The sequence below is a fragment of the Pseudomonas sp. L-22-4S-12 genome (assembly GCF_009799935.1).
GTDB lineage: Bacteria > Pseudomonadota > Gammaproteobacteria > Pseudomonadales > Pseudomonadaceae > Aquipseudomonas.
This window is the reverse complement of sequence record NZ_WELL01000004.1, coordinates 326,999-348,406: the sequence shown is the minus strand read 5'-3', so window position 1 is coordinate 348,406 and position 21,408 is coordinate 326,999. Positions and strand designations below refer to the sequence as shown.

Sequence of the window (21,408 nt, the reverse complement as noted above, 5' to 3'; positions counted from 1 at the left end):
CTCAATTCTCCCGGCTTTCGAAGTCGATGCGCGGATCGACCAGGGTGTAGGTGATGTCGCCGATGAGTTTCACGACCAGTCCCAGCAAGGTGAAGATGAACAGGGTGCCGAACACCACCGGATAGTCGCGGTTGATCGCCGCCTCGAAGCTCATCAGGCCCAGGCCGTCGAGGGAGAAGATCACCTCGATCAGCAGGGAGCCGGTGAAGAAGATGCCGATGAAGGCCGAGGGGAAGCCGGCGATGATGATCAGCATGGCGTTACGGAACACATGGCCATAGAGCACGCTGGTGTTGCTCAGGCCCTTGGCGCGGGCGGTGACCACGTACTGCTTGCCGATCTCGTCGAGGAAGCTGTTCTTGGTCAGCAGGGTCAGGGTGGCGAAGTTGCCGATCACCAGGGCCGTCACCGGCAGCGCCAGGTGCCAGAAGTAGTCGAGCAGCTTGCCGCCCAGGCTCAGCTCGTCGAAGTTGCCCGAGGTCAGCCCGCGCAGGGGGAACCAGTCCCAGTAGCTGCCGCCGGCGAACAGCACGATCAGCAGGATGGCGAAGAGGAATGCCGGGATGGCGTAGCCGATGATGATCGCGGTGCTGGTCCAGACGTCGAAGGCGCTGCCGTGGCGGGTGGCCTTGGCGATGCCTAAGGGGATCGACACCAGGTACATGATCAGGGTGCTCCACAGCCCCAGGGAGATCGACACCGGCATCTTCTCCAGCACCAGGTCGATCACGCTGGCGTCGCGGAAGAAGCTCTCGCCGAAGTCCAGCTGGGCGTAGTTCTTCAGCATCAGCCAGAAGCGCTCGGGGGCCGACTTGTCGAAGCCGTACATCTTCTCGATTTCTTCGATCAGCTTGGGGTCCAGGCCCTGGGCGCCGCGGTAGGTGGAACCGGCCACGGAAACCTCGCCGCCACCGCCGGAGATGCGCCCGGTAGCGCCGCCGGCGGCGGCATCGAAGCCCTCCAGCTTGGCGATCATCTGTTCCACCGGCCCGCCGGGGGCGGCCTGGACGATGAGGAAGTTGATCAGCAGGATGCCGAACAGGGTCGGGATGATCAGCAGCAGGCGGCGCAGGATGTAGGCGAGCATTCAGCGAACTTCCTCGGCCGGCGCAGTGGCGCTGGGTTCCGCGGCGCCGACCGGGCGCTCTTCCCACCAGGTCATCAGGCCGTAGTCGTACAGCGGGGTCACCGCCGGGCGGCCGAAGCGCTTCCAGTAGGCCACGCGCCAGGTGTCGACGTAGTAGTTGGGCACCACGTAGTGGCCCCACAGCAGCACGCGGTCGAGGGCGCGCGCATGGTTGATCAGCGCCTGGCGCGAGTCGGCGCGGATCAGGCCTTCCACCAGCTGGTCGATGGCCGGGTCGCGCAGGCCGATCAGGTTGCTGCTGCCGGGGTTGTCGGCGCTGCTGGAGTGCCAGAAGTCCAGCTGCTCGTTACCGGGCGAGCTGGATTGCGGCCAGATCGCCGAGGTCATGTCGAAGTCGCGCGAGCGCAGGCGGTTGATGAACTGCGAGGTGTCGACCCGGCGGATCTGCAGGTCGATGCCCAGTTCGGCCAGGTTGCGCTTGAACGGCAGGATCACCCGCTCCAGGTTGGCCTGGTAGTTGAGGAACTCGAAGGCCAGCTGCTTGCCCTGGGCATCGATCATCTTGTCGTCTTCGATGCGGTAGCCGGCCTCGGTGAGCAGCTGGTAGGCGCGCCGGCTCTGTTCGCGGATGATGCCGCTGGCGTCGCTGACCGGCGGCTTGAACTCGCTGGTGAAGACCTCCGGCGGCACTTTCCCGCGCAGCGGTTCGAGCAGCTTCAGCTCCTCGCTGTCGGGCAGGCCGCGGGCGGCCATTTCCGAGTTCTCGAAGTAGCTGTGGGTGCGCTTGTAGGCGTTGTGGAACAGCTGCTTGCTGGCCCACTCGAAGTCGAACAGCAGGGCGATCGCCTCGCGCACCCGGCGATCCTGGAAGATCGGCCGGCGGGTGTTGAACACATAGCCCTGCATGCCCACCGGGTTGTGGTTGGGAATCGCCTGCTGGACGAACTTGCCGGCGCGCAGAGCCGGGGAGTCGTAACCGGTGGTCCAGTCCTTGGCCGAGTACTCGAGGTTGACGTCGAACTGCCCGGCCTTGAAGGCCTCCAGGGCCACCGAGGTGTCGCGGTAGTAGTCCATGTCTATGCGCGCGAAATTGTACAGGCCGCGCGCCACCGGCAGGTCTTTGGCCCACCAGTCCGGGTTGCGTTCGAAGCGGATCGAACTGCCCGGGGCGATCTTGCTGATGTGGTAGGGGCCGCTGCCCAGCGGCGCCTCCAGGCTGGTTTCGGCGAAGTCGCGCTTGGCCGGCAGCAGCTTGAGCTGGGCCAGGCTGTCGAGCACGGCCTGGGCGGGCTGGCGTGGGAAGCTCAGCTGCAGGCTGGAGTCGTCGAGGGTCTTAAGCTGTTCGGCCGGCGGCAGCTCGGGATTGCCGGCGGCCAGTTGCTCATAGTTGCGGCGGATGCTGTCGAGCGGTAGGGCCTGGGTGGCGTCCAGCGCCTTGATCAGCAGCTTGCCGTCCACCTGCGCGCTGAGGCTGGCCAGCTGGTCGAGCCGCTGGGCGCTGTCGGCCTGGCTGGCGTCCAGTTCGTTCCACCAGTGCCTGGGCAGAATCTCCAGCTGGCCGAGGATCAGCGGCAGTTCGCGGTTGCCGCTGTGCTTGAAGTCGAAGCGCACGCGGCGCGGGTCTTCGGCCACCACCTGGGCCACGTCGGCGTAATAGTGGCGGTACTGCGGGTGGCCGTGCTTGACCAGGGCGTTGAAGGTGAACACCACGTCCGCGGCGGTGACCGGCACGCCGTCGCGGAAACGCGCCTTGGGGTTCAGGTAGAAGCGCACGAAGCTGTTGTCCGGCGCCTTCTCGATCTTCTCGGCGAGCAGGCCGTACTCGGTGAAGGGTTCGTCCAGCGAGCGGTAGGTCAGGCTGTCGTAGAGCAGGCCGATGCGGTCGGCGACGTTGCCCTTGGGGATGAACGGGTTGAGGCTGTCGAAGCCGCCCAGGCCGGGCAGGCGCAGGGTGCCGCCCTTGGGTGCGTCCGGGTTGACGTAGGCGAAGTGCTGGAAGTCGGCCGGGTACTTGGCCGGCTCGCCATACAGGGTCAGCGCGTGCTGCGGGGCAGCCTGGGCCAGGCCGGCAAACAGCAGCAGGCCGGCAGCTAGGGTGCGCAGGGGATTCGTCATCGAGCAGTCTCCGTGGGCTTCAGCCACCAGGCCCGCAGCCCGAGGGTATAGGGTGGGGTGGTGACGAAGGCGAACCGGTTGCGGTAGGCCAAGCGGTGATGATTGATGTACCAGTTGGGAATGCTGTAGTGCTGCCAGAGCAGGATGCGGTCGATGGCGCGGCTGGCGGCGACCTGCTCGTCGCGGCTCTGCGCGGCCAGCAGCTTTTCCAGCAGGTGGTCGATCACCGGGTGGGCGACGCCGGCGTAGTTCTTGCCGCCCTTGACGTCGACCTGGCTGGAGTGGAAGTACTGCCATTGTTCCAGGCCGGGGCTGAGGCTCTGCGGCAGGGTCATCAGGATCATGTCGTAGTCGAAGTGGTCGAGGCGCTGCTTGTACTGGGCGCGGTCGACGGTGCGCAGGCTGGCCTGGATGCCGATGCTGGCGAGGTTCTCGGTGTAGGGCTGGAGAATGCGTTCCAGGTTCGGGTTGACCAACAGGATCTCGAAGCGCAGCGGCTGGCCCTTGGCGTTGACCAGGGTTTGCCCGGAAGGTTTCCAGCCGGCCTCGGCGAGCAGGCCGAGCGCCTTGCGCAGGGTTTCCCGCGGCACGCCGGCGCCATCGGTGTGGGGCAGGGCGAAGGCTTCGCCGAACAGGCGCGCCGGCAGCTGCTTGCGGTAGGGCGAGAGCAGCAGCCACTCGGCGCCTTCCGGCTTGCCACTGGCGGCGAACTCGCTGTTCGGGTAGTAGCTGCTGGTGCGCTGGTAGGCGCTGTTGAACAGGGCGCGGTTGGTCCATTCGAAGTCGAACATCAGGCCCAGGGCCTCGCGCACCTTGCTGTCGGCGAAGGTGGCGCGGCGGCTGTTCATGAACAGCGCCTGGGTCTGGGTGGGAATCTGGTGCGGGATCTCTGCGCGGATCACCTCGCCGCGGGCGATGGCGGGGAAGCGGTAGCCGTTGGCCCAGTTCTTCGCCTGGTGCTCGATGTAGAAGTCGAATTCGTCGGCCTTGAAGGCCTCGAAGGCGACGTTGCTGTCGCGGTAGAACTCCACCTCGACGCGGTCGAAGTTGTACTTGCCGCGGTTGACCAGCAGCTTCTCGCCCCACCAGTCCTTGACCCGTTCGAATACCAGGCCGCGGCCCGGATTGATCCGGCTGATGCGGTAGGGGCCGCTGCCCAGTGGCGCCTCGAAGCTGGTGGCCTTGAAGTCGCGGCCCTTCCAGTAGTGCTGGGCCAGCACCGGCAGTTCGCCCAGGCGCAGGATCAGCAGCGGGTTACCGGCACGCTTGAAGACGAAGCGGATGCGATGGCGGTTGAGGATGTCGACGCGCTTCACTTCCTGCAGGTTGGTGCGGTACTGCGGGTGGCCGTCCTTGATCAGCAGGCGGTAGGAGTAGGCCACGTCGTAGGCGGTGATCGGCTGGCCGTCGTGGAAGCGGGCTTCCTCGCGCAGGTTGAACACCACCCAGCTGCGGTCCTCGCTGTATTCCACGCTCTTGGCGATCAGGCCGTAGCTGGAGGCCGGTTCGTCGCCCGAGGGGTCGTATTGCCCGGTGCCGGCCATCAGGGTCTCGTTCAGCTCGCTGACCCCGTACTGCAGGAAGTTGGGCGCGGCGGAGGGGCTGCTGCCCTTGAAGCTGTAGGCGTTCAGCGTGTCGAACGTGCCGTAGGCCATCACCCGCAGGGTGCCGCCCTTGGGCGCGTCGGGGTTCACCCAGTCGAAGTGAGTGAAGCTGGCGGGGTATTTGAGGGTGCCGAATTGGGCGTAGCCATGGCTTTCGCTGATGCTTGCGAAGGCGGGAAAGCTCATGGCCAGGCCAAGTATCAGCAGGAACAGGGAACGCATCGGGCGCAAGATCCAGTCCATGGCGGCTTTTGGGCTTCTGGTTCGGTACAGTAACAGCTTGTATCCGCAGGAAAAAGAGTGCCTTTTGCGCTACGGATGCGGTCAATTTGATTACACTGAAACAAATTGAAATGGGGACGGCATCTTGGCGGAACGCAGTGTGGGTTTGCAGGCATGGATAGACCGTTTGAATCAGGCCGAATTACCCGCTTTAGCCGCGGTCGTGCAGGACTTGCACCGACTTTCCCAGGCCGACAGGGCCTCGGTGCAGCAACTGGCCGACGTGCTGCTGCGCGACGCCTCGCTCACCGCCAAGGTGCTGCGGGTCGGTAACAGCGTCTATTACAACCCGTCCCAGGAAACCATCCGCACCATTTCGCGGGCCATCGTGCTGATCGGCTTCGACAATGTGCGGCTGATCGGCATGTCGGTCAGCCTGATCGACAGCCTACTCACCAAGGTGCCGCGCGAGCAGTTGCAGATGCTCCTGGCGCGCTCGTTCCATGCCGCCGTGCAGGCGCGCAACATCGCCGGCTATGTGCTGACCAGGCATCAGGAGGAGGTGTTCATCGCCGCCCTGTTGAACCAGGTCGGCGAACTGGCGTTCTGGGGCTGCGGCGGGGAGCAGGCCGATGAGCTGGCCGACGCCCTGGAGCAGCCTGGGGTGGTCGAGGAGGAGGCGGTGCGCCAGGTGCTCGGCACCAGCTTCCGCCAGCTGACCATGGGCCTGGTGAAGAGCTGGAACCTCGGCGAGATCGCCAGCCTGGCGCATGGCAGCAACCCGGCCGATCCGGCGGCGCGCGCGGTCAGCCTCGGCGTGCGCATCAGCGAGGCGGCGCTGGAGGGCTGGGATTCGCCGGCGATGGAGGTGCTGGTCAAGCAGCTCGCCGAATTCACCGGGATCAGCAGCGAGGATGCGCTGAAACAGATCCTGGAAAGCGCCGAGGAAACGGTCAAGGTGGCCGCCACCTTCGGCGCCAGCAAGTTGTGCAGCCTGATCCCCAATACCGACCCCGAGCAGATCAAGCTGCAGCAGCAGGAGCGCAAGGCGCGCCTGTTGCAGCCCGACCTGCTGGTGCTGCAGCAGGCCCTGCAGGACCTGGGCATGCTGGCCAGCCAGAAGGGCGATGTCGGTCTGATTCTCGATACCCTGCTCAAGGGCCTGCACGATGGTGCCGGGCTGGAGCGGGTGATGCTGGCGGTGCTGGCCGATGGGCAGACGCGCTTCCGTGCCAAACGGGTGGTGGGGGACGGCACGCAGAGCTGGCTGAACGATTTCCAGCTGCCGGCCAGCCAGGCGGAGCAGCCGCACCTGTTCAGCTACGTCCTGCGCAATCGCGAGGCGCTGTGGATGGGCGTGCCGGCCAGCTACAACCTGAACGAACTGGTGACCCTGCCGATGCGCCAGCTGCTGGGTCAGGGGATGTTCTTCATCGCCCCGGTGCTGGCCGGTACCCGCGAGATCGGTGTGCTCTACGCCGACTGCCGCTTATCCGGGCGGGCGCTCAAGCACGAGCAGTTCGTCGCCTTCCAGCGCTTCACCCAGCTGACCGGGCGCTGCCTGGATGCCCTGAGCAAGCGCTGAGGTTCTGAGGGGGCGCCTCAGTTGAGGTAGAGGGTCAGGGTCTGTCCGGGCTTCAGCGACTGGCTGCTGCGCGGGTTCCAGCGCTGCAGGCTTTGCATGTCGACCTTGAAGCGCTGGGCGATCAGGTACAGCGAGTCGCCACTCTTGACCCGGTAGTAGGTGACCGCCGAGCGCTCGCCGGCCGCCTTGCTGGCCGCCGGCTTGGCCGCAGCCACCGAGTTGCCGGTGCCGCCGCTGGCGCCGCCATGGATCAGCAGCTGCTGGCCGAGGCTGAGCTTGCTGCGGCTGTTGAGCTTGTTCCAGCGCTGCAGGTCCTGCAGCGAAACCTGATGGGCATTGGCGATCTGCCACAGGGTGTCGCCGCTCTTCACCTTGTAGCGTTTGGGCCCGGCGGCAGGGGCGGCCTTGGCGGTCTGCTGGTGCAGCGGCTGGCTCGGCTCGCGCTCGCCGGCGGCAGGAATGCTGAGCACCTGGCCGACCCGCAGGTTGTTGCTGGTCAGGTTGTTGACCTCCTTCAGGGTGTTGACCGTCAGGTGGTAGCGGTTGGCGATGCTGTGCAGGTTGTCGCTCGGGCGCACCCGGTATTCCTGCCAGTTCACCAGTTGCTGGGGCTTCATCAGGGCCAGGTTGGCGCTGAGCATCTCGGCCTTTTCGGTCGGCACCAGCAGGTGCTGCGGGCCGTCCATGGTGATGCGTTTCTTGAAGGCCGGGTTGAGGTTGTACAGCTCGTCCTCGTCGATCTCGGCCATCTGCGCCACCCGCGACAGGTCGAGGCGCTGGCGGATCGCCACTTGCTCGAAGTAGGGCTCGTTGGCGATCGGGCTGAGGCGGATGCCGTAGGCCTCCGGCGACATGACGATCTGCGACAGGGCCAGCAGCTTGGGCACGTAGTCCTGGGTTTCCTTGGGCAGCGGCAGGTTCCAGTAGTCGGTCGGCAGGCCGAGCTTCTGGTTGCGCTCGATGGCTCGGCTGACCGTGCCTTCGCCGGCGTTGTAGGCGGCCAGGGCCAGCAGCCAGTCGCCGTTGAACATGTCGTGCAGGCGGCTCAGGTAGTTCAGCGCCGCATCCGTGGAGGCGGTGATGTCGCGGCGGCCGTCGTACCAGCTGGTCTGGCGCAGGTTGAAGTGGCGGCCGGTGGAGGGGATGAACTGCCAGAGGCCGACCGCGTGGCTGCGCGAATAGGCGAAGGGGTTGTACGAGCTTTCGATGGCCGGCAGCAGGGCCAGCTCCATCGGCATCTTGCGCTCTTCCAGGCGTTCGACCACGTAGTGGATATAGAGGCTGCCGCGCTCGCTGGCGTTTTCCAGGAAGGACGGGTTGCTGACGAACCACAGGCGCTTGTTCTCGATGCGCGGGTTGACGCCGATATCGCCCTGCAGCTCGAAACCGTCGCGCATGCGTTCCCAGATATCGCGCGGCGGCTGCTCTTCCTCGACCTCGCTGAGCCACTCCGGTTCCCGTTGCAGGCCGACCGCGCGATTGGTGTCGCGGTCGTCTTCGTCCGGGCTGTTGCCGATGCTTTGGCAACCGCTCAGGACCACGCACAGCATCACCGCCAGAGCCCTTGCGCGTCGTGCCAATGCAGCTGATTCAAGGGATCTGGAGAGTAATGGAGGCATTGGTCGCTAGGGTCGTCCGGCGCAAAAGTTCGGGCGATTCTAGGAACGCCTCAGGGGGTGGTCAAGTTTTCACCAGTCCGTTGATCGTTTTTTAACCAATCCGGAAGCCGTCCTTCCAGGCGCGCAGGCAGGCAAACAGCTCGTCCGGCGAGCGCTGGCGGGTGCCGTCCCGCTCGTCGATTTTTTCTTTAACGGATGTTTCCCCGCAGCGCAGGAAGGGGTTGGTGGCCTTCTCCAGCGCCAGGTTGGAGGGCAGGCTGCAGTGCCCCTGGGCGCGCCAGGCGCTGACTTGCGCGAAGCGTGCGGCGATGGCCGGGTTTTCCGGTTCGACGGCGCGGGCAAAATGCAGGTTGCTCAGGGTGTATTCGTGGGTGCAGTAGACCAGGGTCGCGTCCGGCAGGCTGGCCAGCTTGTTCAGCGAGGCGTGCATCTGCGCCGGGCTGCCTTCGAACAGGCGCCCGCAGCCGGCGGCGAACAGGGTGTCGCCGCAGAACAGCCAGGGTTGCCCGGTATCGGCGTGGTAATAGGCGATATGGCCGAGGGTGTGGCCGGGTACTTCGTAGACGACGAACTCGCGGCCAAGCACGCGGAGACGATCGCCTTCGGCCAGGGCCACGTCGCGCTCCGGGATGCGCTCCTGCGCCGGGCCGTACACGCGGGCGCCGGTGGCGGCCTTGAGCTGGGCGATGCCGCCGACGTGATCGGCGTGGTGGTGGGTGACCAGGATGTCGCTGAGCTGCCAGCCCGGGTGGGCGGCGAGCCAGGCCAGCACCGGCGCGGCGTCGCCCGGGTCGACCACGGCGCAGCGTTGCTGGGCGTGGTCCTGCAGGAGCCACAGATAGTTGTCGCTGAAGGCGGGCAGGGCGTCGATCTGAAACATTTTTCGGGGTCGCCAATCGGGGAGCAATGGCGCATCTTAAGCGGCAAAGCCCTGCTTGTGTCACTGGAGGTGCCCGATGCGCGAGCAACCCTTTGCCCAGGCCGATACGGACTGGCTGAACCTCACCCAGGCCGCCCGCGAGTGGCTGGCCTCGCCCCTCGGCGAGCTGCTGCTGGAAGAGGAGCGCCGCGCCTTGGATGAAGAGCTGACGCGCTATTTCGGCGGCTACCTGGTGCATTACGGCCCGGCGGCGGCGCAGCCGGCCAAGGCGCCGCAGATCCGCTGCAACGTACGCCTGGGGGCGCCGCTGCCTGGCGTCGACATCGCCTGCGAGGAGCAGGCCTGGCCGCTCGGTGAACACGCCGCCGATGTGGTGGTGCTGCAGCACGGCCTAGACTTCTGCCTGTCGCCCCACGGCCTGCTGCGCGAGGCGGCGCACAGCGTGCGCCCGGGCGGCCACCTGCTGGTGGTCGGGATCAACCCCTGGAGCGCCTGGGGCCTGCGCCATTACTTCGCCCGCGACGGTTTCCGCCAGGCCCGCTGCATCTCGCCGGCGCGCATGAGCGACTGGCTCAGCCTGCTCGGCTTCGCGCTGGAGAAACGCCGCTTCGGGTGCTATCGTCCGCCGCTTGCTTCGCCGGCCTGGCAATCGCGCCTGGCCCGGCTGGAGACTTGGGGTGGCGCCTGGCAGATTCCGGGTGCGGGCTTCTATCTGTTGGTAGCGCGCAAGCTGGTGGTCGGCTTGCGGCCGCTGCGACCTGTGCAACGGGCCACCATGGGCAAGTTGCTGCCAATGCCGGTGGCCAAAGTCAGCCGCCGCGATTCCGAGCAATAGATTAATAAGTAGTCAATGAGCGAAGACATAGTCGAGATCTACACCGATGGCGCCTGCAAGGGCAATCCCGGCCCGGGCGGCTGGGGCGCGCTGTTGGTCTTCAAGGGTGCCGAAAAGGAACTCTGGGGCGGCGAGCCCAACACCACCAACAACCGCATGGAGCTGATGGCGGCGATCTGTGCGCTGATCGCCCTGACCCGGCCCTGTTCGGTGCGCCTGGTCACCGACTCGCAGTACGTGATGAAGGGCATCCAGGAATGGATGCCGAACTGGAAGAAGCGTGGCTGGAAGACCGCCAGCAAGGAGCCGGTGAAGAATGCCGACCTGTGGCAGGCGCTGGACGAGCAGGTCAACCGCCACCGGGTCGAGTGGCGCTGGGTGCGCGGGCATACCGGCCATCCGGGCAACGAGAAGGCCGACCAGTTGGCCAACCGCGGCGTCGACGAAGTGAGGGCAATGAAACATGCGTAGCGTAGTGCTGGATACCGAAACCACCGGCATGCCGGTGACCGATGGCCACCGCATCATCGAGATCGGTTGCGTCGAGCTGTTGGGCCGGCGTCTGACCGGGCGCCACTACCACGTCTATCTCAACCCGGATCGCGAGATCGACGAAGGCGCCATCGCGGTGCACGGCATCACCAATGAGTTCGTCGCCGACAAGCCGCGCTTCAGGGAAATCGCCGACGAGTTCTACGAGTTCATCCACGGCGCCCAGCTGATCATCCACAACGCGGCGTTCGACGTCGGCTTCATCAACAACGAGTTCGCCCTGCTCGGGCAGAGCGAGCGCGCCGAAGTCAGCGACTACTGCGGCATCCTCGACACCCTGCTGATGGCCCGCGAGCGCCATCCGGGCCAGCGCAACAACCTCGATGCCCTGTGCAAGCGCTATGGCGTCGACAACTCCGGCCGCGACCTGCACGGTGCACTGCTCGACGCCGAGATCCTGGCCGACGTCTACCTGACCATGACCGGTGGCCAGACCCACCTGTCGCTGGCCGGCGAGGGGGGCGACGGCAGCGGCCGGCAGATGCCCAGCCCGATCATCCGTCTGGATGCCAACCGGGCGCCAACTTGCATCATCCGCGCCAGCGAGGCCGAGCTGGCCGCCCATGCCGCGCGCCTGGCGGTGATCGAGAAGTCCGCCGGCGGCCCGTCGCTGTGGGCGCAGCTGGAGGCGGCGAAAGAAAGCTAAAGGTTGTCCAGGCGACCTTTTCTTACAGCTTGCCGCACAGGGGGTTCCGCCCGTCCGGGCGAACTTCTAACCTGAAGGGATAGGCCGCTGCCGGCCCCTCAGGAACTCATAATGTACAAAGACCTGAAATTCCCCGTCCTCATCGTTCACCGCGACATCAAGGCCGACACCGTAGCCGGCGAACGCGTCCGGGCAATTGCCCAGGAACTCAGCCAGGATGGCTTCACCATCCTCTCTACCGCCAGCTCCGCCGAGGGGCGCATCGTCGCCTCGACCCACCACGGCCTGGCCTGCATCCTGGTCGCCGCCGAAGGCGCGGGGGAGAACCGGCACCTGCTGCAGGACATGGTCGAGCTGATCCGCATTGCCCGGGTGCGCGCGCCGCAGCTGCCGATCTTCGCCCTGGGCGAGCAGGTGACCATCGAGAACGCGCCGGCCGAGGCCATGGCCGACCTCAATCACCTGCGCGGCATCCTCTACCTGTACGAAGACACTGTGTCCTTCCTTGCCCGCCAGGTGGCGCGCGCCGCGCACAACTACCTCGACGGCCTGCTGCCGCCGTTCTTCAAGGCGCTGGTGCAGCACACCGAGCAGTCCAACTATTCCTGGCACACGCCCGGCCACGGTGGCGGCGTGGCCTACCGCAAGAGCCCGGTGGGGCAGGCCTTCCACCAGTTCTTCGGCGAGAACACCCTGCGTTCCGACCTGTCGGTGTCGGTGCCGGAGCTGGGTTCGCTGCTCGACCATACCGGCCCGCTGGCCGAGGCCGAGGCCCGCGCGGCGCGCAACTTTGGCGCCGACCACACCTTCTTCGTGATCAACGGCACCTCGACGGCGAACAAGATCGTCTGGCACTCCATGGTCGGTCGCGACGACCTGGTGCTGGTCGACCGCAACTGCCACAAGTCGATCCTGCATTCGATCATCATGACCGGCGCCATCCCGCTGTACCTGTGCCCGGAGCGCAACGAACTGGGCATCATCGGGCCGATCCCGCTGAGTGAGTTCAGCAAGGAATCGATCCAGGCCAAGATCGACGCCAGTCCGCTGGCCAAGGGCCGCGCGCCCAAGGTCAAGCTGGCGGTGGTGACCAACTCCACCTACGACGGCCTCTGTTACAACGCCGAGCTGATCAAGCGCACTTTGGCCGACAGCGTCGAGGTGCTGCATTTCGACGAGGCCTGGTATGCCTACGCGGCGTTCCACGAGTTCTATGCCGGGCGCTACGGCATGGGCACCGAGTGTGGCGAGAAGACTCCGCTGGTGTTCACCACCCACTCCACCCACAAGCTGCTGGCGGCCTTCAGCCAGGCCTCGATGATCCACGTGCAGGACGGCGGCGCACGCCAGCTGGACCGCGAACGCTTCAACGAAGCCTTCATGATGCACATCTCCACCTCGCCGCAGTACGGCATCATCGCCTCGCTGGACGTGGCCTCGGCGATGATGGAAGGCCCGGCCGGGCGCTCGCTGATCCAGGAAACCTTCGACGAGGCGCTGAGCTTCCGTCGCGCCCTGGCCAACCTACGGCAGAACCTCAAGGCCGAGGACTGGTGGTTCAGCATCTGGCAACCGCCGCAGGCCGAGGGCGCGCAGACCGGCGACTGGCTGCTGCAGCCGAACGCGGCCTGGCATGGCTTCGGCGAGATCGCCGAGGACTACGTGCTGCTCGATCCGATCAAGGTCACCCTGGTGATGCCGGGGCTGTCCGCCGAGGGTGTGCTGGCCGAGTCGGGGATTCCCGCCGCCGTAGTCAGCAAGTTCCTCTGGGAACGCGGCCTGGTGGTGGAAAAGACCGGCCTGTATTCCTTCCTGGTGCTGTTCTCCATGGGCATCACCAAGGGCAAGTGGAGTACCCTGCTCACCGAGCTGCTGGAGTTCAAGCGCCTGTACGACGCCAACGTGGCGCTGGTCGATGCGCTGCCCTCGCTCGCCCGCGAGCAGGCGGCACGCTACGCCGGCATGGGCCTGCGCGACCTGTGCGAGCAGCTGCATGCCTGCTACCGCGAAAACGCCACGGCCAAGGCGCTCAAGCGCATGTACACGGTGCTGCCGCAGGTGGCGATCAAGCCGGCCGATGCCTACAACCAGCTGGTGCGCGGCGAGGTCGAGGCGGTGCCGATCGAGCAGCTGGAAGGGCGCATCGCCGCGGTGATGCTGGTGCCGTATCCGCCGGGCATCCCGCTGATCATGCCGGGCGAGCGCTTCACCTCTGAAACCCGCTCGATCATCGACTACCTGCAGTTCGCCCGCACCTTCGACCAGCAGTTCCCCGGCTTCGATGCCGATGTGCACGGCCTGCAGAAGCAGGAAGACGGGCAATATGCGGTGGATTGCCTGAAGCTCTGAGCACTCAGCCGCGCAGCGGCTGCCCGCCTTCCCCATAAGCGCCCCGGTCCGGGGCGCTTTGCCTTGCGCGCGCCGGGGCCGCTCCGCGCCAGCGCCTGAAAAGCTTGCTTGGCACGTCTGGCTTTGCTGCCAAGCTCCAGCCAGATCAAATGCTTAACGAGAACAGGCAGAAATCCCTTGAGCTTTGGGAGCGTGGCCTCCATCACAGTGGCCAGCATCGACATTTATGGCACGCTTGTTATAGTTGGGCGGTTCGATCCATAACAATATTTTCTATGCGTGCCTCTGTGCGCCATGCTTCCGAGGATGTCTGGGTGTCCGACTACAAAGCCTTTCGTGTCGAATTGAGCGACAAGATCGCCCACGTACAGATCAATCGCCCGGAGAAGGTCAACGCGATGAACGCGGACTTCTGGAGCGAGATCGTCGAAATCTTCCAGTGGGTCGACGACACCGACGAGGCCCGCGTGGTGGTGCTGTCCGGTGCCGGCAAGCACTTCTCCTCGGGCATCGACCTGATGCTGCTGGCCCAGGCCGGCAGCCAGATGGGCAAGGACATCGGGCGTAACGCCGAAGCCCTGCGCCGCACCATCCTGCGCCTGCAAGCCTCCTTCAATGCCGTCGACCATTGCCGCAAGCCGGTGCTGGCGGCGATCCAGGGTTACTGCCTGGGCGGCGCCATCGACCTAGTCAGCGCCTGCGACATGCGCTACTCCACGCTTGATGCGCAGTTCTCGATCAAGGAAGTGGACATGGGCATGGCCGCCGACGTCGGCACCCTGCAGCGCCTGCCGCGCATCATCGGCGACGGCATGATGCGCGAACTGGCCTACACCGGGCGCACCATCGACGGCGCCGAGGCGCTGCGCATCGGCCTAGTCAACCGCACCTACGCGACCCAGGAAGAGCTGCTCGCCGGGGTGTTCGGCATTGCCCGCGAGATCGCCGAGAAATCGCCGATCGCCATCCGCGGCAGCAAACACATGATTCGCTACATGCGCGATCACCGCGTCGACGACGGCCTGGAGTTCGTGGCCAACTGGAATGCCGCGATGCTGCAATCTGCTGACCTGCGCGTGGCCATGGCCGCGCACATGAGCAAGCAGAAAGCGGAATTTGCCGACTGATGCAGTACCAGCCTAGCGAGGTGCAGTAGACCTATGGTCACTGGAGCAACGTCCCTCAGCCTGGTGCGTGACGAACTGTTCACCACCATGGAAGAGACCGAACAGAATCTCGAGCATTTCATTGCCGAGCGGCACAACGGCAGCCTGCTGCAGCAAGCGGTGGAGAACCTGCAGCAGGTGCGCGGCACGCTCAATCTGATCGAGCTGACCGGGGCCGAGCTGCTGGCCCAGGAAGTGCTGCAACAGGCCACCGACATTCCCGCCGGCGCCGGCGAGGAGCGTGACGCCCAGCTGACCGCCCTGAGCAATGCGCTCTATGTGCTGCGCCGCTACCTGGAAAACGTCGACGCCCATCGCCAGGAAATGCCCGAGCTGCTGCTGCCGGCGATCAACGAATTGCGCCAGGCCGGTGCCCAGCCGCCGTTGCCGGAAAGTTTCTTCTTCAGTGTGCGCCTCGACCAGCCGCGCCCGCCGCGGGCGGCGCCGGGTGAGGTGGCGGCGGCCGACGCCCGTCGCCTGCGCCAGATGTACCAAGTCGGCCTGCTCGGCTTCATTCGCGAGGACAATCCGCACGCCGGGCTCAAGCTGATGCAGCGCGCCCTGGCTCGACTCGACGGCCTGTTCGCCGACGAGGCGCGGGCGCGCCTGTGCTGGATCGGCGCCGCGGCCGTCGAGGCGCAGCTGGATGGCCAGCTGCTGCCGCGCAAGTCGCGCAAGCAGCTGTTCTCCCGCCTGGATCGCGAGCTCAAACTGATTCTCGCTGGCGCCGCCTACGAGGCGCCGCGCAGCCTGCTCAAGGAATTGCTGTATCTGGTGGCCCTGGCCGACAGCCAGGGCGAACAGGCCCGCGCGGTGCGCGAGGTGTTCGGCCTCAATGCGCTGCCGTTCACCGACCATCTGCTCGACGAGGAATACCAGCGCCTGTCCGGGCCGGGGCAGGGCGTGATGCGCTCGTTGTCCTCGGCGATCCGCGAGGAGCTGGCCAGCGTCAAGGACCTGCTCGATCTGATCGAGCGTGGCACCGCCCAGCCGGACAGCTTCGGCAACCTGCATGTGCTGCTCGGCAAGCTGGCCAAGACCCTCGGCATGGTCGGCTTGAGTTCGGCGGCCAATGCCCTGCAGCTGCAGCTAGCGACCGTAGCGAGCTGGGCCGAAGACAGCCCGGCCGCCATGCACGACCTGCACAAGCTGGCCGAGGCCGTGCTCTATGTGGAAAGCATGGTGGCCAGCCTGGAGCGTGGTGAGCGCCACCAGCGTCCGGCGCCGAGCCAGCCGGGCGACGAGGGCGAGGCGTTTGCCGCGCACCAACTGATCGAGGCGCGCATCGTGGTGGTCGACGAGGCCCAGGCCGGCCTGGCCCTGGCCAAGCGGGCGATCACCGCCTATCTGGAATCCAACGGCGAGAAACTGCACCTGGCCAATGTGCCCTTCAGCCTGCAGGCGGTGCGCGGCGGCCTGTGGTTCCTCGGCCAGGAACGTGCCGCCCGGTTGATCGGCGCCTGCGCCGACTATATCCAGGCGCGCATGATCGAAACCCAGCAGATGCCCTCCGAGCAGATGCTGGAGACCCTGGCCGATGCCCTCAGCAGCCTGGAGTACTACCTCGAGGGTGGTGGCGTGCTGCGCGCGGAAACCAGCCCGAGCGTGCTCGACCTCGCCGAGGAAAGCGTGCGCGCCCTGGGGCTGCCGGTGGCGGCCTGATGCCTGCGGGCTGGCAGACCACGCCGCCGCTGGATAATGCCCAGGCCGGTGGCTGGGCCCTGCTGCACGGCGCCCAGGGCTTCCTGGCCGATGGCAACGGCGTGCTGTTTCCCCGTGAATGGCTCAAGCGCCAGGACCTGCCGCTGCAGGGCGAGCAGGGCCTGGGCTACTTCAATGACGAGCCGGTCTGGCTGCTGCAACTGCAGCAGCCGGTCGAGCTGCCGGGTTGCCACTGGCAGGGGCTGCGCCAGTTCATGCTGCAGGCCGACCAGGCGACGTTCCGCATGCTGGCGTTCGCCGAGCAGGTGGCGACCTGGGCCGTCCAACACCGCTTCTGCGGGCGTTGCGGCGCGCCGACCCGCCAGGTGCCCGGCGAGCGCTGCATGCGCTGCCCGGATTGCGGCCTGGACAGCTACGCGCGCATTTCGCCGAGCATGATCGTGCTGGTCAGCCGTGGTGACGAAATCCTCCTGGCCCGCTCGCCGCGCTTCGTGCCCGGGGTCTACAGCACCCTGGCCGGTTTCGTCGAGCCGGGCGAGTCGGCGGAGGAGTGCGTGGCCCGCGAAGTGCGCGAGGAAGTCGGCATCGAGGTACGCAACCTGCAGTATCTCGGCAGCCAGGGCTGGCCCTTCCCGCACTCGCTGATGCTCGGTTTCCACGCCGAATACGCCGCTGGCGAGATAGTCCCGCAGGCCGACGAGATCGAGGATGCGCGCTGGTTCCCTATCGAGCAGCTGCCGCCGCTGCCGATGCCGCGCTCGATCGCCCGCTACTTGATCGATCTCTACGTGGCCCGCCGGCTGGGTTTGCCCGAGCCGCAGTTGTTGCGTTAGCCGGCTGACTCGTTGGGCTTCGCTGTGCTCAACCCAACCTAGGGTAAACGACCTTTCTCACTCGTGCAGGCTCTAGGCCTGGCCGAACCAGTGCTGCCAGGCCAGGCGTGCGGTCAGCGCCAACACCACCAGAATGAATACCGGGCGGATGAACCTGGAGCCGCCGCGAATCGCCGTGCGCGCGCCGAGGAAGGCGCCGGCCATCAGCGCCAATCCCATGCAGATCCCCAGCAGCCAGGCCACCTGGCCGGTGATGATGAACACCGTCAGGGCCATGGCGTTGCTGACGAAGTTCATGCTGCGTGCCACGCCGCTGGCGCGCACCAGGTCCAGCGGGTACAGCAGCAGGGTGCTGACCGTCCAGAAGGCGCCGGTGCCGGGGCCGGCGACGCCGTCGTAGAAGCCCAGGCCGAGCCCCTGCGGCCACTGGCGGCCCTTGGCGATGGGCGCGTCCTGCCGGTCGTGGGTGGCCGGGGTCTTGCCCAGCAGCAGGTACAGGCCGCAGCCGAACACCACCGCCGGCAGCATCTGGTTGAGCCAGGCGGCAGGCAGCCAGTGGGCCAGGGTTGCACCGAGGGCGGCGCCGATGGCCGTGGCCAGCAGGGCGTTGCGCCACTGGCCGGGGAAGAACAGCTTGCGCCGGTAGAAGGTGTAGCTGGCGGTGGCCGAGCCGAAGGTGGCGCACAGCTTGTTGGTGCCCAGCACCAGGTGTGGCGGCAGGCCGGCGGTGAGCAGGGCGGGGATGGTCAGCAGGCCGCCGCCGCCGGCGATGGCGTCGATGAAACCGGCGGTGAAGGCGACCAGGGCGAGAATGGCCAAGGTGAGCGGGTCGACCCCCAACTCAAAGACAAAAGGCATAAAAAACTCGACGTGGATTCAATTGTGCGGGGCTGCGGCTGGCCGGTTGCCTGGCTGCTGCGCATAATGCCGGCAATTTCACGGATAAGGAATTGCACACATGCAGTATGACGGCCTGGCCTGGTTCATCGGCCTGCTGGCGGTGCTGGCGCTGTTCATCGCCGCACGCATCCTGCTGACGCGCAGCTGGTTCCTCGGCTGGTTGCGCGGCACCCTGGGCCTGGCCTTCCTCGGCCTGGCCGCCCTGGTCGGCGTGGTTGCCTATGACCTGCTCAGCTACGACGCCCTGCCGGAAGGCAAGCCGCTGCTGACCCTGAGTTTCACCGCCGATGGCCCGCAACGCTATCGGGTCAGCCTGCTGGAAGGCGGCGAGGAGCGCGCGGTCACCCTGGAAGGCGACCTGTGGCAGCTCGATGCCCGTCTGCTGCGCTGGAAGGGCCTGGCCGCGCTGATCGGCCTGCAGCCCGGCTATCGCCTGGAAAAACTCTCCGGACGCTTCCTCGCCATCGAGCAGCAGGAAAGCGCGCGCTATGCCCAGGTCGGCCTGGCGCAGAGTCCCTACGGCATCGACCTGTGGCGCTGGCTGCGGCTGGGCCAGCACGACCTGTTCCTGTTCGATCCGCAGGCGGCGCGGGTCACCTACCTGCCGATCGCCGATGGCGCGATGTTCAGCGTCAGCCTGAGCCCGACCGGCTTGCTCGCCCAGCCGATGAACCAGGCCGCCAACCAGGCCTTGAAGGATTGGCAATAAGCGTCTGCCGCAGCTGACTCTGCGAATTCCCGGCTAAGGTTAGGATGGGCAATCGGAGCGGGGGTGTCATGACGCAGCAGGTCGTTGGTGGAGGCTGGAAGACACGGCTGGCGCGCATTGTCCCGGGGCTGGTGAGTCTGCTGGGCTACCGGGCGGCCTGGTTCACGGATGACCTGCGCGCCGGTGTCTCCGTGGCGGCCGTGGCCCTGCCGGTGGCGGTGGCGTATGCCGAGTTGGCCGGCTTCCATCCGGTCACCGGCTTGTATGCCTGCATCCTGCCGATGCTGGTGTATGCCCTGTTCGGCACTTCGCGCCAGCTGATCGTCGGCCCCGATGCCGCCACCTGCGCCTTGCTGGCGGCGGCCGTCATGCCGCTGGCGGGCGGTGATGCCGGGCTCTACCTGTCGCTGGCGCTGACCCTGACCTTTCTCACCGGGCTGTTCTGCATGGCCGCCAGCTTCCTGCGCCTGGGTGCACTGGCCGAGTTCCTCTCGCGACCGATCCTGGTGGGCTTCCTCAATGGCGTGGCGCTGAGCATCCTGCTCGGCCAGCTGGGCAAGATATTCGGCTTCAGCATGGAGGCGGGCGGCATCCTGCCGCGCAGCGTCGAGCTGTTTGCCAAGTTCGAACTCTGGCATTGGCCGACCATCGCCGTGAGTGCTCTGACGCTGCTGGTCATGCTGTTGGCCCAGCGCCTTGTGCCCAAGCTGCCGGCGGCCCTGCTGGCCATGCTGGCGGCTGGGCTGGCCGTCGCCGGGCTGGGGCTGGAAGCGCAGGGGGTGGCCAGTATCGGGGCGGTTCCCGCCGGTCTGCCCGAGCTGCATGTGCCGAGCTTCCCGCTGGAACTGTTGCCGACCCTACTGGCCGATGCCGCCGGCCTGGCCCTGGTGAGTTTCTCCAGCATGATGCTGACGGCGCAGAGTTTTGCCGAGAAGAACGGCTACAGCGTGGATGCCGACCGCGAATTCATGGCCCTGGGCCTGGCCAATATCGCCTCGTCGGCCTCCCAGGGCTTCGCCATCAGTGGCGCGGATTCGCGCACCGCGGTGGCCGACAGCAGTGGCGGGCGCAGCCAGCTGTGCGGCGTCATCGCGGCGCTGGCCATTGCCCTGGTGCTGCTGTTCTTCACTGCGCCGCTGGCCTACGTGCCGCTGGCGGCCCTGGGCGTGGTGCTGGTGTTCGGCGCCATGAGCCTGGTCAACCTGAGCTTCCTCGGCGAGCTCTACCGGATTTCCAAGAGTGAGTTCGCCCTGTCGATCCTGGCCACCTTGGGGGTGGTTGCGGTCGGGGCTGTCCAGGCGATCCTGCTGGTGGTGATTCTCGCGCTGCTGCGCTTCGTGCGCGCCATGTCGCGCCCGCAGGTGGAGGAACTGGGCAAGGTCGAGGGCATGCGCGGAGTCCACTCGCTGGGCCGGCATGCCGATGCCCGGCGCTACCCGGGCTTGTACCTGTTCCGTTTCAACGCGCCGATCGTGTTCTTCAATGCCCAGTATTTTCGCCGCGAGGTGCGGGCGGCCATGGAGCGGGGCGGCCCGCAGTTGCGCTGGTTCGTCATCGACATGCTGCCGGTGACCATGGTCGACGCCTCGGGCTTCTATGTGCTGCGCGAGCTGGTGGCGGAGATGGTCGAGCGCGGCATCACGCCGGTGATGGCCGGGCGGCTGACCGAATGGGAGCGCTGGCATGAGCGTTCGGGCGTACGGGCCGCGGCGGAGGTCAGGCGTTTCCCGACCCTGCGCCAGGTGCTGCGTGCCTACCAGGCCGAGCAGGAGGTCGTGGTGCAGTAAAGGCGTAGCTGGGGCTTGCCAACGAAAAAGGGCCGCTCACCGAGCGGCCCTTGCGTTTACGCCATGGATCAGGAGAGGAAGCCGCCGTCCACGTTCAGCGCCACGCCGGTGGTGTAGCTGGAGGCCTCGCTGGCCAGGTACAGCACGGCGCCGGCCATTTCGCTGGGGGCGGCCACGCGCTTGAGCGGGATGCGCTGCAGGGCCAGGTTGAGGATGGCGTCGTTCTTGGTCAGCGCGGAGGCGAACTTGGTGTCGGTCAGGCCCGGCAGCAGGGCGTTGCAGCGGATGCCGAACTGCGCGCATTCCTTGGCGAAGACCTTGGTCATGCTGATCACGGCGGCCTTGGTCACCGAGTAGATGCCCTGGAACTCGCCCGGCGAGACGCCGTTGATCGAGGCGACGTTGATGATGCTGCCGCCGCCACCGGCCTTCATCAGCTTGCTGCCTTCGATGGACATGAAGTAGTAACCGCGGATGTTGACGTCGACGGTCTTCTGGAAGGCCGACAGGTCGGTGTCCAGCACGTTGCAGAACTGCGGGTTGGTGGCGGCGTTGTTGACCAGGATGTCGAGGCGGCCGAACTGCTCGCGGATCATGGCGAAGACGTTGCTGATCTGCTCCATCTCGCCGATGTGGCAGGCGATGGCGGTGGCCTTGCCGCCGTCGGCGATGATGGCGTCGGCGACTTTCTGGCAGTCGTCGATCTTGCGGCTCGAGACGATCACGTGGGCGCCTTGCTGGGCCAGCAGCTTGGCGATGGCTTCACCGATGCCGCGGCTGGCGCCGGAAACGAAAGCGATCTTGCCGTCGAGGTCGAACAGGTGAGTTTTGGACATTCTGGTTACCTTGTCTGAGCC

17 protein-coding genes are annotated in these 21,408 nt (G+C 66.4%); 10 read left to right on the top strand and 7 right to left on the bottom strand.

Annotation, left to right across the window (positions count from 1 at the left end):
- Nucleotide 1 precedes the first annotated feature (1 nt).
- The 3 genes from F3I16_RS12905 to F3I16_RS12890 are packed head-to-tail and all read right to left on the bottom strand — an operon-like array spanning nucleotide 2 to nucleotide 5,028.
- Complete coding sequence (locus F3I16_RS12905; RefSeq protein WP_160493990.1) at nucleotides 2-1,087, bottom strand: microcin C ABC transporter permease YejB; 1,086 nt, start codon at nucleotides 1,085-1,087, stop codon at nucleotides 2-4.
- The gene (locus F3I16_RS21210) at nucleotides 1,088-3,202 is read right to left on the bottom strand and encodes an extracellular solute-binding protein (RefSeq protein ID WP_256670159.1); all 2,115 of its coding nucleotides are present in this window, start codon (nucleotides 3,200-3,202) and stop codon (nucleotides 1,088-1,090) included.
- Nucleotides 3,199-5,028 (bottom strand): extracellular solute-binding protein, encoded by a 1,830-nt coding sequence (locus tag F3I16_RS12890; protein WP_160494039.1) that lies wholly within the window; start codon nucleotides 5,026-5,028, stop codon nucleotides 3,199-3,201. The genes F3I16_RS21210 and F3I16_RS12890 overlap by 4 nt, the downstream gene beginning before the upstream one ends.
- 166 nt (nucleotides 5,029-5,194) lie before the next feature.
- Between F3I16_RS12890 and F3I16_RS12885 the strand changes: the two genes are divergently transcribed.
- Nucleotides 5,195-6,613 (top strand): HDOD domain-containing protein, encoded by a 1,419-nt coding sequence (locus tag F3I16_RS12885; protein WP_372239628.1) that lies wholly within the window; start codon nucleotides 5,195-5,197, stop codon nucleotides 6,611-6,613.
- 17 nt (nucleotides 6,614-6,630) lie between these two features.
- Here F3I16_RS12885 and F3I16_RS12880 read toward each other — a convergent pair whose 3' ends face one another.
- Together F3I16_RS12880 and gloB are read right to left on the bottom strand one after the other, a co-directional pair.
- Nucleotides 6,631-8,232 (bottom strand): LysM peptidoglycan-binding domain-containing protein, encoded by a 1,602-nt coding sequence (locus tag F3I16_RS12880; protein ID WP_160493988.1) that lies wholly within the window; start codon nucleotides 8,230-8,232, stop codon nucleotides 6,631-6,633.
- A 91-nt stretch (nucleotides 8,233-8,323) separates the two neighbouring features.
- Nucleotides 8,324-9,112, bottom strand: coding sequence for a hydroxyacylglutathione hydrolase (gene gloB / locus F3I16_RS12875; protein WP_160493987.1), 789 nt, complete (start codon nucleotides 9,110-9,112; stop codon nucleotides 8,324-8,326).
- 76 nt (nucleotides 9,113-9,188) lie between these two features.
- Between gloB and F3I16_RS12870 the strand changes: the two genes are divergently transcribed.
- From F3I16_RS12870 to nudC, 7 genes are all read left to right on the top strand, one after another.
- The gene (locus F3I16_RS12870) at nucleotides 9,189-9,947 is read left to right on the top strand and encodes a class I SAM-dependent methyltransferase (RefSeq protein WP_160493986.1); all 759 of its coding nucleotides are present in this window, start codon (nucleotides 9,189-9,191) and stop codon (nucleotides 9,945-9,947) included.
- A 15-nt stretch (nucleotides 9,948-9,962) separates the two neighbouring features.
- Nucleotides 9,963-10,418, top strand: a complete 456-nt coding sequence (rnhA, locus tag F3I16_RS12865; RefSeq protein ID WP_160493985.1) for a ribonuclease HI — start codon at nucleotides 9,963-9,965, stop codon at nucleotides 10,416-10,418.
- Entirely contained in the window at nucleotides 10,411-11,145 is a 735-nt protein-coding gene (dnaQ, locus tag F3I16_RS12860; protein ID WP_160493984.1) for a DNA polymerase III subunit epsilon, read from the top strand. Before rnhA ends, dnaQ begins: the two co-directional genes overlap by 8 nt.
- 111 nt (nucleotides 11,146-11,256) lie before the next feature.
- A complete protein-coding gene (locus tag F3I16_RS12855) occupies nucleotides 11,257-13,494 on the top strand; it encodes an Orn/Lys/Arg decarboxylase N-terminal domain-containing protein (protein ID WP_160493983.1) in 2,238 nt (745 codons plus the stop codon).
- A gap of 314 nt (nucleotides 13,495-13,808) precedes the next feature.
- The gene (locus tag F3I16_RS12850) at nucleotides 13,809-14,621 is read left to right on the top strand and encodes a crotonase/enoyl-CoA hydratase family protein (protein ID WP_160493982.1); all 813 of its coding nucleotides are present in this window, start codon (nucleotides 13,809-13,811) and stop codon (nucleotides 14,619-14,621) included.
- Between the two features lie 33 nt (nucleotides 14,622-14,654).
- On the top strand, nucleotides 14,655-16,322 hold the full coding sequence (locus tag F3I16_RS12845; RefSeq protein ID WP_160493981.1) for a ferrous iron transporter B: 1,668 nt from the start codon (nucleotides 14,655-14,657) through the stop codon (nucleotides 16,320-16,322).
- Complete coding sequence (gene nudC, locus F3I16_RS12840) at nucleotides 16,322-17,155, top strand: NAD(+) diphosphatase (RefSeq protein ID WP_160493980.1); 834 nt, start codon at nucleotides 16,322-16,324, stop codon at nucleotides 17,153-17,155. Before F3I16_RS12845 ends, nudC begins: the two co-directional genes overlap by 1 nt.
- Before the next feature lie 72 nt (nucleotides 17,156-17,227).
- Here nudC and F3I16_RS12835 read toward each other — a convergent pair whose 3' ends face one another.
- Nucleotides 17,228-18,013: a TSUP family transporter gene (locus F3I16_RS12835; RefSeq protein ID WP_160493979.1), complete on the bottom strand. Its 786-nt coding sequence runs from the start codon at nucleotides 18,011-18,013 to the stop codon at nucleotides 17,228-17,230.
- 100 nt (nucleotides 18,014-18,113) lie between these two features.
- Between F3I16_RS12835 and F3I16_RS12830 the strand changes: the two genes are divergently transcribed.
- On the top strand, nucleotides 18,114-18,764 hold the full coding sequence (locus F3I16_RS12830) for a hypothetical protein (protein WP_160493978.1): 651 nt from the start codon (nucleotides 18,114-18,116) through the stop codon (nucleotides 18,762-18,764).
- Nucleotides 18,765-18,832: 68 nt separating this feature from the next.
- The gene (locus F3I16_RS12825; protein WP_160493977.1) at nucleotides 18,833-20,551 is read left to right on the top strand and encodes a SulP family inorganic anion transporter; all 1,719 of its coding nucleotides are present in this window, start codon (nucleotides 18,833-18,835) and stop codon (nucleotides 20,549-20,551) included.
- A 68-nt stretch (nucleotides 20,552-20,619) separates the two neighbouring features.
- On the opposite strand, the gene F3I16_RS12820 is transcribed toward F3I16_RS12825, so the two are convergent.
- Nucleotides 20,620-21,387, bottom strand: coding sequence for an SDR family oxidoreductase (locus F3I16_RS12820; protein ID WP_160493976.1), 768 nt, complete (start codon nucleotides 21,385-21,387; stop codon nucleotides 20,620-20,622).
- Nucleotides 21,388-21,408: the final 21 nt, after the last annotated feature.

Coding starts and splice junctions, on each gene's coding strand:
- F3I16_RS12905 (WP_160493990.1), bottom strand. CDS start 1,087: ATGCTCGCCTACATCCTGCGCCGCCTGCTGCTGATCATCCCGACCCTG.
- F3I16_RS21210 (WP_256670159.1), bottom strand. CDS start 3,202: ATGACGAATCCCCTGCGCACCCTAGCTGCCGGCCTGCTGCTGTTTGCC.
- F3I16_RS12890 (WP_160494039.1), bottom strand. CDS start 5,028: ATGCGTTCCCTGTTCCTGCTGATACTTGGCCTGGCCATGAGCTTTCCC.
- F3I16_RS12880 (WP_160493988.1), bottom strand. CDS start 8,232: ATGCCTCCATTACTCTCCAGATCCCTTGAATCAGCTGCATTGGCACGA.
- gloB (WP_160493987.1), bottom strand. CDS start 9,112: ATGTTTCAGATCGACGCCCTGCCCGCCTTCAGCGACAACTATCTGTGG.
- F3I16_RS12870 (WP_160493986.1), top strand. CDS start 9,189: ATGCGCGAGCAACCCTTTGCCCAGGCCGATACGGACTGGCTGAACCTC.
- rnhA (WP_160493985.1), top strand. CDS start 9,963: ATGAGCGAAGACATAGTCGAGATCTACACCGATGGCGCCTGCAAGGGC.
- dnaQ (WP_160493984.1), top strand. CDS start 10,411: ATGCGTAGCGTAGTGCTGGATACCGAAACCACCGGCATGCCGGTGACC.
- F3I16_RS12855 (WP_160493983.1), top strand. CDS start 11,257: ATGTACAAAGACCTGAAATTCCCCGTCCTCATCGTTCACCGCGACATC.
- F3I16_RS12845 (WP_160493981.1), top strand. CDS start 14,655: ATGGTCACTGGAGCAACGTCCCTCAGCCTGGTGCGTGACGAACTGTTC.
- nudC (WP_160493980.1), top strand. CDS start 16,322: ATGCCTGCGGGCTGGCAGACCACGCCGCCGCTGGATAATGCCCAGGCC.
- F3I16_RS12835 (WP_160493979.1), bottom strand. CDS start 18,013: ATGCCTTTTGTCTTTGAGTTGGGGGTCGACCCGCTCACCTTGGCCATT.
- F3I16_RS12830 (WP_160493978.1), top strand. CDS start 18,114: ATGCAGTATGACGGCCTGGCCTGGTTCATCGGCCTGCTGGCGGTGCTG.
- F3I16_RS12825 (WP_160493977.1), top strand. CDS start 18,833: ATGACGCAGCAGGTCGTTGGTGGAGGCTGGAAGACACGGCTGGCGCGC.
- F3I16_RS12820 (WP_160493976.1), bottom strand. CDS start 21,387: ATGTCCAAAACTCACCTGTTCGACCTCGACGGCAAGATCGCTTTCGTT.